Here is a 17,315-nt window from a genome sequence, read left to right on the forward strand (position 1 = left end):
TCAGAGTCATATTTGCCCTTTACATTCCTGCACTTTAGCGAAGTTTTAGCAATAAGTGTTTGAATTTGAGTGTTTAGGGGAAAACGATGCAAAATAAAGTGATGACAGGCTTGACCATGCTGGCGGCTACAGCCGTTTTGGCGGCTTGTGGTGGTAACGATAGCGTTGAGCAAAAAAACACGCAAGCTTCCGTTTCAGGTGTATTTTTGGATGCTGCAGTAGAAGGATTAGAGTACGCCGCGAATGGCGCTAGCGGTGCGACTAAGCAAAGTACCAGCGCCAGTGGTGGTTTCACTTGTTTGAGTGGCGAGACAGTCGCATTTAACATAGGGGGCATCAATTTAGGTTCCGGTGCATGTAGCACCACCATCACGCCTTTAACTTTAGCTGGTAGCGACAAGCTTAGAGATGACAAAGTAGTCAATCGCTTACTGGCTCTGCAATTGTTAGATACAGATAATGATCCTAGCAATGGCATACAAATTTCAACTGCGGTGAAAACGGCATTAGCTTCTCAAACTTTGGACTTTGGCCTAGCGCCCGCGGCCTTCAATACAGCAATGAGCGGCGTATTGGCCAAACTGCCAACGAACTATCAAAGTCGTACAGTCGATAATGATAGACGCACTTTGGTAAGTGAACATTTTGAAGATACTTTGGCCTCGAAGATGGCGACTCCGTTCGTAGAAACGATCACCCAAACCAATACCCTAGGCAGCGTCAGCGCCAGCATCACACGTTATCAAATTCAAGCTACTGATAATTTTTACGTGCCTTATGAGGGAAATATCGCGGCGATTAAGGCCGATTTTCCTAAAGGTTTTCTGCCATCTTACGGCTCCGGTTTAACTTTCAAAGGCAAAGCCGCTGATGGCAGCTTAGAGTTTTATGGCATCACAGATCGCGGTCCTAACGGCGATGGTCCTAAAGTGCCGAATGCCATGATCACGGCGGGTGCAACGGGAACTAGCGATGGTAAATTTTTCCCTTCACCTAGCTTTACGCCTTCGATAGGATTGATCTCTGTAGGCAAAACCGGAGCGGTCTTGAAATCGAGTATGCCGATCAAATTCTCCAGTACGATTAATGCCTCGGGCTTAGCTATCGCGGCAGGTAAAGTAGGCTCTTCTGGTGAAGTGCCTTTGACTGATGCGGTGAAGTATGAAGCAGGTAGTAAAGCTGTATTTAGCGATTACGGTTTGGATACAGAATCGATCGTGTTTGACGCAGCGCGTAACGCTTTGTGGGTGTCAGATGAATACGGCCCTTTCATTTTAAAAATCGACATCAATAGCGGCATTATTCTGAGAAAATATCAGCCTGGTACAGGTGCCGCTGATCTGCCAGCCGTATTATTAAAACGCCGTGCTAATCGCGGTATGGAAGGCTTGAGTTTAGAAATCGCCAGCGGCAAATTGCATGGCTTTATACAAAGTCCACTCGATGACGGCAAGGCGAATTACCTCGTCCCCGGCGCAGCTACTACCAGTAGCGAAAGCATCAAAGACTATGCCAAATTTAATCGCTGGGTAGAATTTGATCCGACCACTGAAACGACCAAATTGTATGCCTATCCTTTGGACTCCACCATGTACTCAGGCGGGAAAACAGGTGGCGCAAAATTAGGTGATCTGGTGTCATTAGGTAACGGCAAGTTCATCGTGATTGAACAAGGTGCTGGTGTCGATGGCAAAGTATTTAACCGTCTGATGTTGGTGCAAATTCCTAACAACGTAACGAACATCGCTGCCATCGGAACTGATTTAGAAAAGAGCAGCATGACGGGCGCCGCTGTGAATGCCGCCAACTACGCGAATGTGGTAACGCTGAAGAAAACACTTTTATTTGACCTGAACGCAGCAGGCTGGTTAGCAGAAAAAGCGGAAGGCTTGGCCTTGGTCGACGAGAATACTTTGGCCTTGGCCAATGATGATGACTTCGGCTTGAAAACGATAGTTCAAACGGCTGCTGGCGTGAATGTTGAGGGTGCCGATATTACCAAATGTACCGTCGATTTGAGCGGTGCAATTACTACAACGAGTTCAGCGACCGGCTGCGCTGTCGGCAATACCACACGTATCAGCCGCGGTGCAGATAGTGAGCGACCAAATCGTTTATGGCTGATTAAATTCACCAAAAAATTGAATGACTTTATTGTGCCCTGATGAGTCGTTAAATTTAAAAATGGCCGCTAAAACAATTTGAGATTGGCTTAGCGGCTTTTTTATTAGTTATTAAGGAACAAGTTCTATTTGAGTCGTAAATTAGGTGTAATACTCCGAGCTATCTTTTTATGCTCATCATGCAGATGAAATACGCTGATGACATCAATCAGGCGATCGGTTTCCTCTTTCATACTGTGCGTGGCGGCGCTGGCTTGTTCGACCAGAGCTGAATTTTGTTGTGTGGTTTCATCCATGTCCATAATGGCTTGATTCACTTGGGTGATACGTTCAGATTGTTCGTGACTATCGGTCGTGATTTCACTCATGATAGTGGTGACACGTTGTATGCTGGCTACCACTTCGTTCATGGTTTCACCTGCTTGGTCGACTAGTTTGCTACCGATACTCACTTGCGCTTCCGATTCGTGAATAAGTGCTGTGATTTCTTTGGCCGCCGAGGCGGAGCGTTGCGCCAAACCTCGTACTTCACTTGCCACCACTGCGAAACCACGTCCTTGCTCACCTGCACGTGCCGCTTCTACCGCTGCATTGAGCGCGAGGATATTAGTTTGAAAGGCAATCGAATCAATCACACTGATAATATCGGCAATGCGTTTTGATGAATGGTTGATCGCAGCCATTGAATCGATGACCTGAGCGACAACAGCACCACCTTTGACAGCGGTTTCGGAAGCACGGGTCGCCAATTCATTTGCTTGATGGGCGTGTTCATCGTTGCGTTGAACGGTAGAAGTGAGTGCGCTCATGGCGCTGGTTGTGCCATGCAGAGAAATTGATTGTGCTTCAGTACGGTTTGATAAATCAAAATTGCCAGAAGCAATTTCGTTGGAAGCGACAGCGATTGAATTCGCGCTTTGGTGAACAGCGGCGAGAGCTTTCGCCAAACTTTCACTCATGTCTTTTAGTGCCTGTAACAGCAAACCTATTTCGTCGTCATTGTTGACCGCAATGGTTTGATCCAATCGTCCAGCAGCTACAGTTTGCGCAATTTCAATGGCTTGATTTAAGGGGCGAGTGACTCCTCGTGCGACAAAGATTGATGAAATGATCTGCGCAAGGCAGGCTGCTAATAGGCACGTGCCAATAATCCAAAGCATAGTTTGATTGCTTGCTTTGCTAGTGGCAATCATAGTGGATGTTTCGCTTTCTAAACGTTGTAGGCTGCTATCGAGTTCTGATCGTAATGCTTTAAATTCCTTGGTTGCCGTTTGCATCGATGCAATACCAGTATTAGGGTCCATTGAAGCCAAATCGATCGCACTCAGTACTGCTGTTTTGTATTTGGCTAGAATAGGTAAAATTCGTTCTACAGTTTGTTTAGCGCTAGGATTGGTCCGTAGTTTTTGTAAATCATTGGTAATGGTTGAGGTCTTCTGCTCTATGCCCTTAGTGAGTTTGGTAATGGCGGCCTCGTCCATGCTGGCCATAATTGCGATGTTGGCATAGATTTCCGCATTCACTTGTCCTAAGGCGATTGTCTGCGTTGAGATAATGCGAAATCCTTCAAACGTATTTTCCTTCAAATCCTGTAGTCGTCGATCTTGTTGCTGCATGGAGAGGTAGGCCATGACACCAATAATAATTAGGAAAGTCATGGCGATGGTCGGGGCGATGAATAGTTTGTGAACGATTTTCATGTTCATGCCTTTTGAAGACTAGACTTATGAATTGCAGACACCCCAAATGCCATATTGAGCTACGCTAGATAGCTCAATAGATTTTTGGGGTTTGGTTAGATAACGAAACTTTGCGCGTGAGATCTATTTATAAATAAATACCGCCACAAACAATGGTTTCGCCAAGTCGTTCGCAATACATGGCTTTGGGTTCTATCTTTTTGTTTTCCGGGTTGGTGAATTTATATTCCTGCCAGAAGTGAGGTTTGGTTTTTGCAAATTCCACACGTTCTTTGACAAAGGCTTTGCCGTCGATGTCAGTAAGCTCCATCAAATTTTTACCTATCATTTTGACGTTGGCACCGTGAGCGTGCACGACGCCATCCATTCCATAAACGACAATATAGAGATCACGGTCTGTGAATTTGCCTTGCTTTGTATTGAATTCTTCGTAGGCTTTTTTGTCACCATTCGCTTTAATGAAAGCCACTGCTTTTTTGACCATCGCTTCCGCTTCGGCTTTGCTGGCGCCACCTTCAGCAGAATGACTTAAGGAACTAAATAGTAGAGCAGATGTAGTGAGTAATATGTGAAACAGGCGGGAGGGAGTTGACGAGAACATGGTAATTCCTTTCGTATAGATTCAAGAATGAGATCGAAAAACGAAACAAACCAAAAAAACTCTCAACAATTCTAAGACAAATATGTGTTAGATGGAAATTTTATTCAAACTAGATTTTTAATGTGGTATCGCAATTGGTAATTGATGAAAAATAATTTAGTACCAATTGTATTTTTGATCTGCCTCAAGCTAGCGAAACAAAGACGATTGGCACAGGATATTTCTCTTTATAGTGAAGGTTTTTGATTTGTAGGAGTTGGCTTATGCCTAAGAATTACCAAGATATTACTCAGTCGATTTCTAGCTCATTGGCCAAATTACGCACCGATACGCCAGAGGTGATGAAGGCCTTTTCTATGTTGGCACAGGCGGCGACTAAGGATGGCGCTTTAGATAAAAAGACCAAGGAATTAATCGCATTAGCGCTGGGCATTGCCGCGCATTGTGATGGCTGCATAGGATTTCATGTGCAGGCTTTGATCAAACTGGGAACTACTCGCGCAGAATTAGAGGAGATGCTGGGGATGACTGTATACATGGGCGGCGGACCTTCTTTGATGTACGCCGCCGATGCTTTGACGGCATTTGAGGAAATGTCGACTTAGAAAACGCCTAAGTTTGATGCGAGCGATTTTGCAAAATGGATGAGATCGTCCAATTAGTGAACAATCACAGAACAATTACCGCGCAAATACAGGCGGTCTTTGCTCGGCATCTGATGGGGTTACCTGAGTCACCTATGTCAGTGACGTAAGCGGTATCTGTGGCATTCGTGCTGTCAATGGTGGTTGTAAAATCATTTGCTTGATCTCCGGTAAGCAAGAGCCACAGTTAGTGCCGCAATGCAGGCGCCGTTTCAGATGTTGTAGGACATCTGATTGGTTTGTATTGCTTGGTCGGTTTGAGCAAGATGGCTCGTCGGATGTAGTACTTAGCGTCTCGATTTCTTGCCGGATTTGCGCTTCATCCACATTAAGACAGGTGCAAATAACTTTGTTCTTGATCTTGTTTGCATCTTGTTCGGGTGGGGCCTCATTGAAGAGCAATGATTTGGTTTGCAGGATGCTAGTTTGATCGGACAAAAGTTTTCTTAGCCAAGACTCAGCGCTGATATCACCTGCTAAGGCGATTGCTTGGATGGTACTTTTATGCTGATTGTCATTACCGATGTTATTGCCGACGTCAGCTGCCTGCGGTGCCAATACTATGTGTCGAGAATTGCCACGCTTTTTATCGTCGTAACGCAACACCGACTTACCTTGAATCCCCATTAAGTTTTCTATTTGCTCAGTGACCTGTTTATCCACGGCTTGTGTATGTGCAGCACGAAATATCAGTCCCTGTTTATCACGACCAAATGGAACACAACTGGCATACGCGAATAACCGATAAAACTGACGCAAGCTTTGTTGCACGTTGAGAATTTGAGTTTCATCGAGCCAAGCGACAACTAAAAATTGCCACGGACATTCTGCTTTCGTGATTTTGATCGCACTGTGTTTCAACTCGGGTTGTTTAGAGTCTGGATCTATTGCTGGATTACTGAGTGTATTGACGCCTAACCCAATTCGATTCTGATCTGTCTCGCCCGATACAAATTCTTCACCCCAGTGCATAGCGACAAAAGTTTGTCCCGTTTGTAAGCTATCGCTAGCGCTGGCTATGAATCTTTGCATGCCACGTCCATTACTGACTTCGACCAGATCACCGTCTTTGATAAAACGTCGCTCCATATCTTGAGCCGCCATTTCGATGACAGGTTCGGCCGCGTGTGCAAATAATTGGGCGACCGTCCCCGTGCGACTCATACCATGCCATTGATCGCGTAAGCGACCGGTGTTTAACGCAAACGGATAATGTGGATTGGTTTTTTCTATGGTTGGTGAGTAAGCGACATTGATAAAACGGGCGCGACCATTGCTAGTGGCGAATTGATGGTCTTCATATAGTCGGGCTTTTCCTTGATTTGCACCTTCAGGGAAAGGCCATTGTTGTGGACCTTGTTTTTGTAAGATGTCGTAGCTTAAACCCGTGATGTCGAGGTCACGTCTACGAGTGCTTGCTCTGTGTTCGTTCCAGATTTCTTCTGGTTTGGCGTAAGAAAAATCGGGCGACTTCTTATTTAATTTTAAGGCCAATTTTTGTGCGAATTGGCATGCGATTTCCCAGTCATGTCTGGCTTCACCTGGTGCGCTGATAGCGCCGTTGACACGTGAGATGCGACGTTCTGAATTAGTTACCGTGCCGGATTTTTCTGACCAGGTTGAGGCGGGTAACAAAATATCGGCGTATGGCACAGTGGCGGTGCTGGCGTAGGCTTCTTGCACTATCACAAGCTCCGCTTTGAGCAGCGCTTCGCGGATCAAATGTTGATCGGGCATGGATTGCGCGGGATTGGTGCAGACGATCCAGAGTAATTTGATCTCGCCTAGTCTTACCGCTTCGAACAATTCCACTGCGGTCTTGCCAGGCTGTGCCGGCACCTCATCTATACCCCACAAGGCGGCGACTTCGGCACGGTGTTCTGGCTTATTTAAGTCGCGATGTCCTGACAGTAAATTTGCCATACCACCGACTTCACGACCGCCCATGGCATTTGGTTGTCCGGTTAAAGAAAATGGTCCGGCACCGGGTTTGCCTATTTGTCCTGTCGCGAGATGTAGATTGATTAAGGCTGCGTTTTTTGCCGTGCCCGATGCCGATTGATTTAGACCTTGGCAATACAAAGATAAGACTGCTTTGGCTTGACCAAACCACTGCGCCGCCAAGTGTAAATCTTGCTCTTTAATCCCACAAATCTGCGCCACTTTAGCTGGCGTAAAATCGCGCACGGTTTTTTTAAATTCGGCAAAACCTTCCGTATGTTCGGCGATGAAATCATGGTTGAGATAATCTTCCCAAAGGCATAGATGTAATAGCCCGTGAAACAGGGCAACATCAGTGCCCGGTAAAATCGCTAAATGTAAATCCGCATCGCGTGCAGTGTCGGTGCGGCGTGGATCGACTACGATCATTTTTAAATGTGGATTATTTTCACGTGCTCGCTCGATGCGGCGATACAAAATCGGATGAGCAAATGCGGTGTTGGAGCCCGCGATAAACAAGAGATCAGTATGGTCGATATCTTCATAGCTGCACGGCGGTGCGTCGGAACCTAAAGTCTGCTTGTAGCCTGCCACTGCGCTCGACATACATAGGCGTGAATTGCTGTCGATGTTATTCGTACCGATCAAACCTTTAGCGAGTTTATTGAAGACGTAATAGTCTTCCGTCAGTAGCTGTCCCGAAATATAAAATCCCACGCTGTCGGGACCGTGTTCTTTAATTGTTGTAGCGAATTGATCTGCCATACTGTCTAAGCAGCTCTCCCAATTTATTCGCTGTCTGGTTTGCGTGCGATCACTACGCAACTCTGGATACAGCGCACGTACTTGTTGTTGCAGTAATGGTTTGGCGCTCAGATGTAAATTACTACCTTTGCTGCATAATTTACCGAAGTTGGCCGGATGATCTGGATCACCACGCACGCCGGTGACTTGCTTACCGTCGGATTCTATAATGACACCGCAACCGACGCCGCAATAGCAACAAGTCGATTTAGTTTCTAGTGTAGCTACATGAGTTAGCTTGGTCTCGCGCATAGTGTCATTCATGATTTTTTAAACCGATTAGTCTTCGATCACCTGATTACGACTAGGTTTCAACCGCTAGTGTTAACAATTCATTCGCGTCAAGATAAACCTGATCGGCTTCGACTTTGACCATGAATTTTTGGGTGCAACCTTCATCGGGTGAAACGGCGCATCCAGTCGGCAATTCGATATTCCAGTTATGTAAAGGGCAGGCTACTTTTTCGCCGAAGACGATACCTTGTGATAGAGGGCCACCTTTATGTGGGCATTTGTCTAAGAGCGCGAACACTTTATCTTCCGTGTTTCTGAAGATCGCCACATCGGTTTGCGCTTGACGTTTGACGACGCGCGCACCGAGCACAGGGATGTCGTCTACGCGACAGATGAGTTGCCATTCTTGGGTCATGGGATTTCCTTTGATTTGCTTAAATTTTAGTGTTCGACGAATATTTTCTTTTTTTTCAGCTATAGGTATCGACAAAAGCTTGAGTTCCGATAAATACTCCTTCCCCTTCAAGGGGAAGGTTGAGATGGGGATGGGTTGCTGGCGTTGATTGAGGTTTTCTTCTTCTCGTCGAAACCCATCCCCACCCTAGCCCTTCCCTTGAAGGGGAGGGAATGTTCATCGTACTCGATACCTGTGCAAATACCTTCTCTTTTGATTACCCACCAATCCGTTCAAACTGCCGCGTATCCACTTGCGCCTTCTCCGGCTCATGCCAAGGATCAGCTTCACCTTCTAATGAAAACAGCAAGCGTTCATATAACTCTTCACGCCGTGCAGAATTTTCTAAAATTTGTTGTTTGACGTAGTCGAGACCAACGCGGGAGATGTAGTGCACGGTGCGTTCTAAATACCAACCTTCTTCGCGATACAGTTGTAAGAATGCGCCCGTGTATTCCATCACTTCTTCATGTGTTTTGAGCTTGACTAAAAATTGGGCGACTTCGGTTTTGATACCGCCATTGCCGCCCACATACACTTCCCAACCTGAATCAACGCCTATCACGCCGACGTCTTTAATACCTGCTTCAGCGCAATTGCGCGGGCAGCCTGAGACGGCGAGTTTGACTTTGTGTGGAGCATACATGCGCGCTAATTCGCGTTCTAATTGTTGTCCCATCAGCGTAGAATTTTGTGTGCCGAAGCGACACCATTCGCTACCCACGCAAGTTTTCACTGTGCGCAAACCTTTGGCGTAGGCGAGTCCAGAGGGCATGCCTAGGTCTTGCCAAACGGCGCGTAGATCTTCTTTCTTCACGCCGAGTAAATCGATACGCTGGCCGCCGGTGACTTTGACGGTGGGGATCTTAAATTTATCGACGACATCCGCGATTCTGCGCAATTCTGAAGCATTGGTTTCGCCACCCCACATGCGTGGAATCACCGAGTAAGTGCCATCTTTTTGGATATTCGCATGTGAGCGTTCGTTGATATAACGCGATTGCGGATCATCGATGGCTTCTTTCGGCCAAGTCGAAATCAGATAGTAATTCAAAGCAGGTCGGCAACTGGCGCAACCATTTGGTGTGCGCCATTCCATGAATTGTTGAACTGCTGCTACGGTTAACAAGTGATTGTCTTTGATCGCTGCACGCACCGCATGATGGGAATGATCGGTGCATGAGCACATGGCTTTTGCTTTGGGTGTTGCTGAATAATCGCCACCAGCGGTGAACATAATAATTTGCTCGACTAAGCCTGTGCACGAACCGCACGAGGCAGAAGCTTTAGTGTGTTTGCGCACATCTTCTAAAGTGAATAGGCCTTTTTCTTTAATCGCTTTGACTATCGTGCCTTTGCATACGCCATTGCAACCACAGACTTCAGCATTGTCTGGCATCGCCGCAGCTTTGGTATGACCTTCGTGACCAACATCGCCCGTATTGGATTCGCCAAACATTAAGGAATCACGTATCTCGGCGATGTTTTTTTCTTCGCGTAGTAGTTTGAAATACCAACTACCGTCGACCGTGTCGCCATACAAGCACGCACCGATTAGCTTGTCGTCTTTCAGCACTAATTTTTTGTAGACGCCACCGATGGGATCGGACAAGATAATTTCTTCGGTATCTTTACCTCCGGAGAAATCACCTGCTGAAAATAAATCTATGCCAGTGACTTTGAGCTTAGTGGATGTGACTGAACCTTGATAACGACCGATGCCAAAATTCGCTAAATGATTGGCACAAACTTTCGCCATTTCAAATAAAGGTGCGACCAAGCCATACACTGTGCCGCGATGATTCACGCATTCACCAACCGCATAAATGCGCGGGTCATAAGTTTGCATGGTGTCGTTCACGATCAAGCCACGATTACAATACAGTCCGGCGGATTCTGCTAAGGCGGTATTGGGGCGAATACCAACTGCCATGACGACTAGTTGTGTAGGAATTTCTAAACCATCTGAAAAACGGATCGCTTTAACATGACCGTTTTCATCACCGAGTAAGGCCTCGGTATTTTTTTCTAATAGAAAATTGAGTCCGCGATCTTCTAAAGATTTTTGCAGCATCTTACCGGCAGTAGGATCGAGTTGCCTGTCCATTAGCCATGCGGGTAGATGCACGACCGATACATTCATGCCGCGCATCTTTAAACCATTCGCCGCTTCCAGCCCCAGCAAGCCGCCACCGATCACCACAGCATGCGTATGCTCAGCTGCTGCGGCAATCATGGCATTGGTATCGTGGATATCGCGATAGGCAATCACACCCTGTAAATCTTTGCCCGGTACAGGCAACATGAACGGCGTAGAGCCGGTTGCGATCAGCAATCTATCGTATTCGGTTTCCATGCCATCTTCGGCGATCACCACACGTTTGTAGCGGTCAATCTTGACGATTTTCTTACCTAGATGCAGGGTAATATTGTTGTCTGCATACCAGTCCACATCATTGAGCATAATGTCTTTGATCGTTTGTTCGCCCGCTAGGACTGGCGATAACAAAATACGATTGTAATTGGCATACGGTTCGGCACCAAAGACCGTGATGTCGTACAAATCCGGTGCGATTTTCAGCAATTCTTCTAAGGTGCGTACACCGGCCATCCCATTGCCGACCATGACGAGTTTGAGTTTTTTCATGATGAAAATCCTTAATGTTTTTTTGGTGCCCTAGGCGACTTCTTTACTCGGATGCGATTGGCGGTGATATAAAAATTCCAGCACCGCGCTGCGATATTTTGCGTACTGCGCATCGTTGGCTAGAGCCACGCGTTCGCGTGGTCGGGCTAGTTCCACCGGCAAGACTTCGCCTATAGTCGCGGCAGGGCCATTGGTCAGCATGACGATTTTGTCGGATAGCAGCACGGCTTCATCCACATCATGTGTGACCATCACGACCGTGGATTGGGTCTTAGCGACGATCTTGAGTAATTCATCTTGTAAGTGAGCACGCGTCAGTGCATCGAGTGCACCGAAAGGCTCGTCCATCAATAAGACTTTGGGTTCTATGGCTAATGCTCGCGCAATGCCGACGCGTTGTTTCATACCGCCAGAAATCTCATGCGGACGTTTTTTGTCGGCGGCGCTCAATCCAACCAAAGCCAAGGCACTGCGCGTGCGATTGATTAATTCTGCTTTGGATTCCGTAGCGGAGAACACGCGTTCTACCGCTAGATAAATATTTTCAAAACAATTGAGCCAAGGTAGTAAAGAGTGATTTTGGAATACAACACCGCGCTCAGGTGAGGGACCGGCGATCTCGCGATTGGCGCATAGTAAAGTGCCCGACGTGGCGTTGGTTAAGCCCGCGATCAAATTTAAGAGTGTCGATTTGCCGCAACCCGAGTGACCAATCAGGGTAATAAATTCACCTTTGGCGATGTGCAAATTGATGTCGCGTAAGGCGTGAAAGCTCCCTTTCTTGGTGTCAAAGCGCATCTCTACATTTTGGATTTCTATGTATTTTTTTTCAGTCGCTACGGTTGGTGAGTTTTCCATTGGTGGCGTCTTCATTAGTTGTGTCATAATTAAGCTCCAGTCTCTTCATAAGTAAAAGCGCGCGCTACTGCGACCAAAATTTGCTCTAGAATTAGACCAACCAAACCAATCACGACGATGGCGATAATGATGTGTGGCACATTCAGGTTATTCCATTCATCCCACACCCAAAATCCGATACCGACGCCGCCGGTTAACATCTCCGCGGCCACGATCACCAACCACGCAGTGCCGATGGCCAGACGTACGCCTGTCAACATATAGGGCAGTACGCTAGGGAATAAAATCCGCGTCAGTATCTTCCATTCAGACAAATTCAAAACCCGCGCCACATTCATATAATCTTGTGGAACGCGTTGCACACCGATGGCGGTGTTGATCACCATAGGCCAGATGGAACAGATAAAAATAGACCAGATAGCGGCAGGATGTGCCGCCTTAAACACCAACAAACCGATAGGCAACCAGGCGAGCGGTGAGACGGGTTTAAGCAGGCTGATGATGGGATTAAACATGCCGGCCATAAAGCTAAAGCGACCTATCATGAAACCGAGTGGAATACCCACAATAGCTGCTAGACCAAAACCAACCGCGACCCGTTTTAAAGACGCATAAATATTCCAGCCTATACCTTGATCGTTGGGCCCATTTTGATAAAAAGGGTCAGAAAATAATTTGATCGCTTCTTGCAAGGTGACCCAAGGTGAGGGTAGCGAAGTATTTTTTTCAGCGATGATAGTCCAGATTAAAACCAGAAAAGCCAAGCCTAAAAATTGCGGCAATGCTTTTAAAGCTAAGGCTTTTAGTTTGCTTGAAAGCTTGAGCGAAAATGAAGAAGGTGTCGTCATCTTGGTTGCTTTCTTTGATGTTGGCTCGATTGCAGGTATTACTGTTGCCGGTGCAGATGCCGCCTTGCTCTTGTCACTGGAGCTGGCATTGGTGCTGGCGCTGGCACTATAGGTCGAGAGCAGGCTGGTCATAGAGTGTCCTTACGCTTTGATTTTGAAAGCGGCGGCGTAGGCGGCAGGATTTTGTCCGTCCCATACGGTGCCATCAATCAGCTTGCCCTTACGCATCGCGTCTTTTGGCACACTGACCTTCGCCATCGCTGCGCCATCTTTGTAAATATCGATACGATTAACCGCTTTCGCCACGCCCAGATAGTCAGGATCGGTTTTTAATAAGCCCCAACGCTTATGCTGAGTTAAGAACCACATAGCGTCTGATAAGTAAGGGAAGTTCACCGCGCCATCATTGAAGAATTTCATGTAGTAAGGATCATCCCAGGTCTTACCTAAACCATTTTGGTAGCGCCCCATGATGCGTTGATTGATGACGTCAACTGAAGTGTTGACATAGGATTTTTCGGCGATGATTTCGGCCATTTTTTGCTTGTTCATCAGTGATGCATCGATCCAGCGGCTGGCTTCTAAAATCGCCGCCACCACAGCGCGTGCGGTGTTCGGATATTTTTGCGAAAAATCGGAGGTGCAACCCAATACTTTTTCAGGATGATCGCGCCAGATGTCTTGCGTGGTGGCCGCCGTAATACCTATGCCATCGACTACCGCTCTGTGATTCCAAGGTTCACCTACGCAATAGCCATCCATATTATCGACACGCATATTGGCAACCATTTGCGGTGGCGGCACGGTAATGACTTTGGCGTCTTTCATAGGATTGATGCCATGCGCCGCCAGCCAGTAGTACAGCCACATGGCGTGAGTGCCAGTAGGGAAAGTTTGGGCGAAGGTGTATTCTCGTTTTTCACGTGCCATTAATTTGGCGAGACCCGCGCCATCGATAGCGCCTTTGTCAGCGAGTTTTTTTGAGAGCGTGATGGCTTGACCGTTATTATTTAAGGTCATCAAGATATTCATATCCTTCTTAGGGCCACCGATGCCTAGCTGTACGCCATATACCAGACCGTATAAGACGTGCGCGGCATCGAGTTCGCCATTCACCAATTTATCGCGCACACTGGCCCAGGAGGATTCCTTGGTCGGAATAATTTTGATGCCGTATTTTTTGTCGAAGCCCATGACCGAGGCAATCACCACCGAGGCACAATCAGTTAAAGGAATAAAGCCGATTTTGACTTCTTCTTTTTCTGGTTTGTCTGAGCCTGCTGCCCATGCGCGTCCACTTAGGCCTAACATGCTACTTGCGGCAAGCATGCCCGCACCTTGAATGAGATTACGGCGCGAGGGATCATGTGCAGTCGAACTGGTGTTAGCTGCATAGGCTGCATTGGCAGGAGATGTTTCATCTAGGGCACCTGTTTCGTCTGAGTGGTTAACTTGTTTATTCATGCTTACTCTCCAGCGTGTTGGTCTTACATGACATGATCAAAACGAAAAAAGGCGTCTTGCTACCCAACTCGCAAGAGTTAGATAGGAAGACGCCTTTGTCTTTTGGGAAGAGCTGATTAAGTTTTCTAGGCCTCGGATCGAGTCTTGGCGATGCCTGCTATTCTTAATGAATCCTTCCTGAGAAATTTACCGCCGTTAGCAAATTTCTGTCTGTACTGATTAGGTACTTAATTTTATAGTTGCAAATACTGTGCCAACTGGTCTTATCGTTTGTTTGCCTTGTACTGGCCAAAATCGGCATGTTGAAACAGGCTTTTATGCACTGATTTGGAACCCAATTTGGTGCGGTGCACTAAAAACGATCAGCCTAAAAAGTATTCAACCCAGTAAATCTGCTACATCCAAAATACGCTGTGCCAGATCGACTAATTTAAGGTTTTTTTCCATCGCTTGCTTGCGTAGCTTTTGATAGGCATCGTTTTCGCTTAGGCGATGACGTTCCATTAATAAGCCCTTGGCGCGTTCTATGGTTTTACGTTCGGCCAGTTTGGTTTTGGTATCGGATAATTCTGAGCGGAGTTTTTGCTCAGCGCGAAAGCGCGCTACGGCGACTTCCAATACTGGTTTGACTCTATCCACTTGTAAGCCTGCCACCACGTAAGCAGAGACGCCTGCCGCCATGGCGGCTTCTAGTTGTGAGGGATTACCGTCTTCGGTGAATAAGACGATGGGGCGCGGTGCATCGCGGCTGACGATGACTAATTCTTCTAAGACGTCGCGGGCATCCGATTCGGCGTCGATGATAATCACATCCGGCTGCAATTGCGTTAGCCGGTCAATCAGATACATATCGCCGGGGATGGAGGCGATAATATTGTAGCCAGCTTGTAGCAGGCCTATTCTTAAAGCGCGCGAGCGTGCCATTTGCAACTGCATCGCGGGATCTTGATCATGTGTATCCTCTGACACCGGCGTCACAGTATTGATGACGACGATCTTCAGGTTGGGCGCATGAGGTTGAGACAAGCAGGGCTCCTGAGTTAACCGCGACATCACATCAAAGCCTTGGCTGAAGAGTAGGTTAAAGAATCCGTTGAAGATTCGTTTGCTCAGCAGCCAAGTGTATTAATGTGTGTCGCAGTATGAAAATAAAATGTCGAATAAAATGCATAACAAATAGGTCGTGTCACTGATTTAGTCAGCACATAATCTAGTAATGCAATATTCGCGCCACCTTATTTGTAGAGCTTGCTGTTATTTACTTTCCGATTTGCGATGTTGGATCGATGACCAAAGTGAAGCGATAATAAATGCGACACCTATCAGGCCGGTAAAAATTTCTGGGATGTGAAATTTGATGCTGGCGAACATAATTAACGCCAGAATGCCGATAGCATAATGCGCGCCGTGTTCCAGAAATACATATTCTTCTAAAGTGCCTTGGCGCACTAGATATACCGTCATGGAACGGACAAACAAGGCACCGATTGCTAAGCCTAGCATGATGATAACGACATCGTTCGTAATCGCAAAAGCGCCAATGACGCCGTCAAATGAGAATGACGCATCTAATACTTCCAGATATAAAAAGCCACCTATACCACCACTTTTCACCACCGCACCGATATCGAGGTCGGTGGCTTCTTCTTTCTCCAATAGACCGCTGATGAAATCAACGCCCACATAGGTAATGACGCCCCAGATACCGGAGAGTAGAACATCAAACTGACGTGCTTCTTCGACTAGGCTGATGCTTGCGACCACCACCAGCAATGCCACTAGAACTGGGATCGCACTAATAGTACCGAATGAAGAAAATTTTTCCTCTATACGCCCCAGCCAGTGCATGTCTTTTTTTTCATCGAATATGAAATTTAAAAACACTAACAATAAAAACACGCCTCCGAATGCGGCGACTTCTGCATGGTGACTGATCAGGTGAGTAGAAAAAGCTTTGGGATTATTAATCGCCAGATCCCAGACCTCGAGCAAACCGAGGTCCGCTGCTTGAGCCACGATCACTAAAGGAAACACCAGCCGCATACCAAACACGGCAATGACGATACCGACTGTCAAAAATAATTTTTGCCAAAATGCATCCCAATTTTTTAACACTGAGGCGTTCACCACAGCATTATCGAAGGACAGTGAGATTTCTAAGATCGCCAAAATTGAGGCGATACCGAGAGCAGTCAGCGCTGCATTGACGCCACCATGGGTATAACCCCAGTAAGCGGCCAGTGCTAATAAGACGATAGAGATCAGGAGAGAGACTTTGAAATGCTTCATGGGGTTCCGATAGCGATGTGTCTGCGATGTAGATAAGATGTGCGTATGAATGTACTGGTAGTTGCAATCAATTAGATCGGTATGCCATTTAGTTGAAAACAATAAATATTCTAATTTTATAAGTAAAACATGACTATGCCGCAGAGTGTAACTTATAGGTGGGCTCTGAACCAAGACAATCCTGAATCCGCAATTTAAGGGGGAGATGAAATTGACTTCACCTACACTTCATTGTCGCTTCACTCAGATTTTTTAAACTCATGGCTTCCATTTTTTTATTAATAGGAAGTCATGATGTCATTATCTTCGAGTTTAAAAATTATGTTGATTAATCCACCTCGCACGCTTATTGGGAGTCGCTTCCAAGACAAAACTTTAGCGCCTTTGAGTTTAACCAGTTTGAGAGAGGCTTTAACGAAGACCGGATTTGACGTCGTTTTGTATGACGCAGACAAGGGTCATACGTCTTTGTTCAACATTGTTCGCGAATGCCGGAAACAAGCACCACAGTATGTCATGTTGGAATGTACGAGTTCTGCGTCGCAACATGCAACGGTGATGTTGCTATGCGCTATGTTGAAATTTTCTTTACCACATTTAGCGATTATGTATGGAGGTATGTCTTCTCATCATCACCAGGTGGAGGTGTCTTCCAACACTCCCTATTCTTGGCACGCCTCATAGGACTCTCTGGGACTAATTTTTAAG

General features: G+C 46.6%; 13 protein-coding genes. 3 read left to right on the forward strand and 10 right to left on the reverse strand.

The window, feature by feature from the left end; translation table 11 throughout:
- Positions 1-86: 86 nt before the first annotated feature.
- On the forward strand, positions 87-2,165 hold the full coding sequence (locus tag ACFFJH_RS08715; RefSeq protein ID WP_390211719.1) for an esterase-like activity of phytase family protein: 2,079 nt from the start codon (positions 87-89) through the stop codon (positions 2,163-2,165).
- A gap of 83 nt (positions 2,166-2,248) precedes the next feature.
- On the opposite strand, the gene ACFFJH_RS08720 is transcribed toward ACFFJH_RS08715, so the two are convergent.
- Both ACFFJH_RS08720 and ACFFJH_RS08725 read right to left on the reverse strand, forming a co-directional pair.
- The gene (locus ACFFJH_RS08720; protein WP_390211721.1) at positions 2,249-3,823 is read right to left on the reverse strand and encodes a methyl-accepting chemotaxis protein; all 1,575 of its coding nucleotides are present in this window, start codon (positions 3,821-3,823) and stop codon (positions 2,249-2,251) included.
- A 127-nt stretch (positions 3,824-3,950) separates the two neighbouring features.
- Positions 3,951-4,424 carry a cache domain-containing protein gene (locus ACFFJH_RS08725; protein WP_390211722.1) on the reverse strand — a complete coding sequence of 158 codons (474 nt, stop codon included), beginning with the start codon at positions 4,422-4,424 and terminating at the stop codon, positions 3,951-3,953.
- A gap of 263 nt (positions 4,425-4,687) precedes the next feature.
- On the opposite strand from ACFFJH_RS08725, the gene ACFFJH_RS08730 reads away from it, so the two are divergent.
- Positions 4,688-5,029: a carboxymuconolactone decarboxylase family protein gene (locus ACFFJH_RS08730; protein WP_390211723.1), complete on the forward strand. Its 342-nt coding sequence runs from the start codon at positions 4,688-4,690 to the stop codon at positions 5,027-5,029.
- A 132-nt stretch (positions 5,030-5,161) separates the two neighbouring features.
- On the opposite strand, the gene ACFFJH_RS08735 is transcribed toward ACFFJH_RS08730, so the two are convergent.
- From ACFFJH_RS08735 to ACFFJH_RS08770, 8 genes are all read right to left on the reverse strand, one after another.
- Positions 5,162-8,077, reverse strand: coding sequence for a nitrate reductase (locus tag ACFFJH_RS08735; protein ID WP_390211725.1), 2,916 nt, complete (start codon positions 8,075-8,077; stop codon positions 5,162-5,164).
- A gap of 40 nt (positions 8,078-8,117) precedes the next feature.
- A complete protein-coding gene (gene nirD / locus ACFFJH_RS08740) occupies positions 8,118-8,462 on the reverse strand; it encodes a nitrite reductase small subunit NirD (RefSeq protein WP_390211726.1) in 345 nt (114 codons plus the stop codon).
- A gap of 256 nt (positions 8,463-8,718) precedes the next feature.
- On the reverse strand, positions 8,719-11,148 hold the full coding sequence (nirB, locus tag ACFFJH_RS08745) for a nitrite reductase large subunit NirB (protein ID WP_390211727.1): 2,430 nt from the start codon (positions 11,146-11,148) through the stop codon (positions 8,719-8,721).
- A gap of 30 nt (positions 11,149-11,178) precedes the next feature.
- Positions 11,179-12,006: an ABC transporter ATP-binding protein gene (locus ACFFJH_RS08750; RefSeq protein ID WP_390212395.1), complete on the reverse strand. Its 828-nt coding sequence runs from the start codon at positions 12,004-12,006 to the stop codon at positions 11,179-11,181.
- A 29-nt stretch (positions 12,007-12,035) separates the two neighbouring features.
- Positions 12,036-12,986 (reverse strand): nitrate ABC transporter permease, encoded by a 951-nt coding sequence (gene ntrB / locus ACFFJH_RS08755; protein WP_390211728.1) that lies wholly within the window; start codon positions 12,984-12,986, stop codon positions 12,036-12,038.
- Positions 12,987-12,995: 9 nt separating this feature from the next.
- The gene (locus tag ACFFJH_RS08760) at positions 12,996-14,183 is read right to left on the reverse strand and encodes a CmpA/NrtA family ABC transporter substrate-binding protein (RefSeq protein WP_390212397.1); all 1,188 of its coding nucleotides are present in this window, start codon (positions 14,181-14,183) and stop codon (positions 12,996-12,998) included.
- 513 nt (positions 14,184-14,696) lie between these two features.
- Positions 14,697-15,344 (reverse strand): ANTAR domain-containing response regulator, encoded by a 648-nt coding sequence (locus tag ACFFJH_RS08765; protein WP_390211729.1) that lies wholly within the window; start codon positions 15,342-15,344, stop codon positions 14,697-14,699.
- A gap of 228 nt (positions 15,345-15,572) precedes the next feature.
- On the reverse strand, positions 15,573-16,607 hold the full coding sequence (locus tag ACFFJH_RS08770; protein WP_390211730.1) for a DUF475 domain-containing protein: 1,035 nt from the start codon (positions 16,605-16,607) through the stop codon (positions 15,573-15,575).
- Positions 16,608-16,898: 291 nt separating this feature from the next.
- Between ACFFJH_RS08770 and ACFFJH_RS08775 the strand changes: the two genes are divergently transcribed.
- Entirely contained in the window at positions 16,899-17,291 is a 393-nt protein-coding gene (locus ACFFJH_RS08775) for a radical SAM protein (protein ID WP_390211731.1), read from the forward strand.
- Positions 17,292-17,315: the final 24 nt, after the last annotated feature.

The organism is Affinundibacterium danionis (assembly GCF_042432465.1).
GTDB classification, from domain to species: Bacteria; Pseudomonadota; Gammaproteobacteria; order Burkholderiales; family Burkholderiaceae_D; genus Undibacterium; species Undibacterium danionis.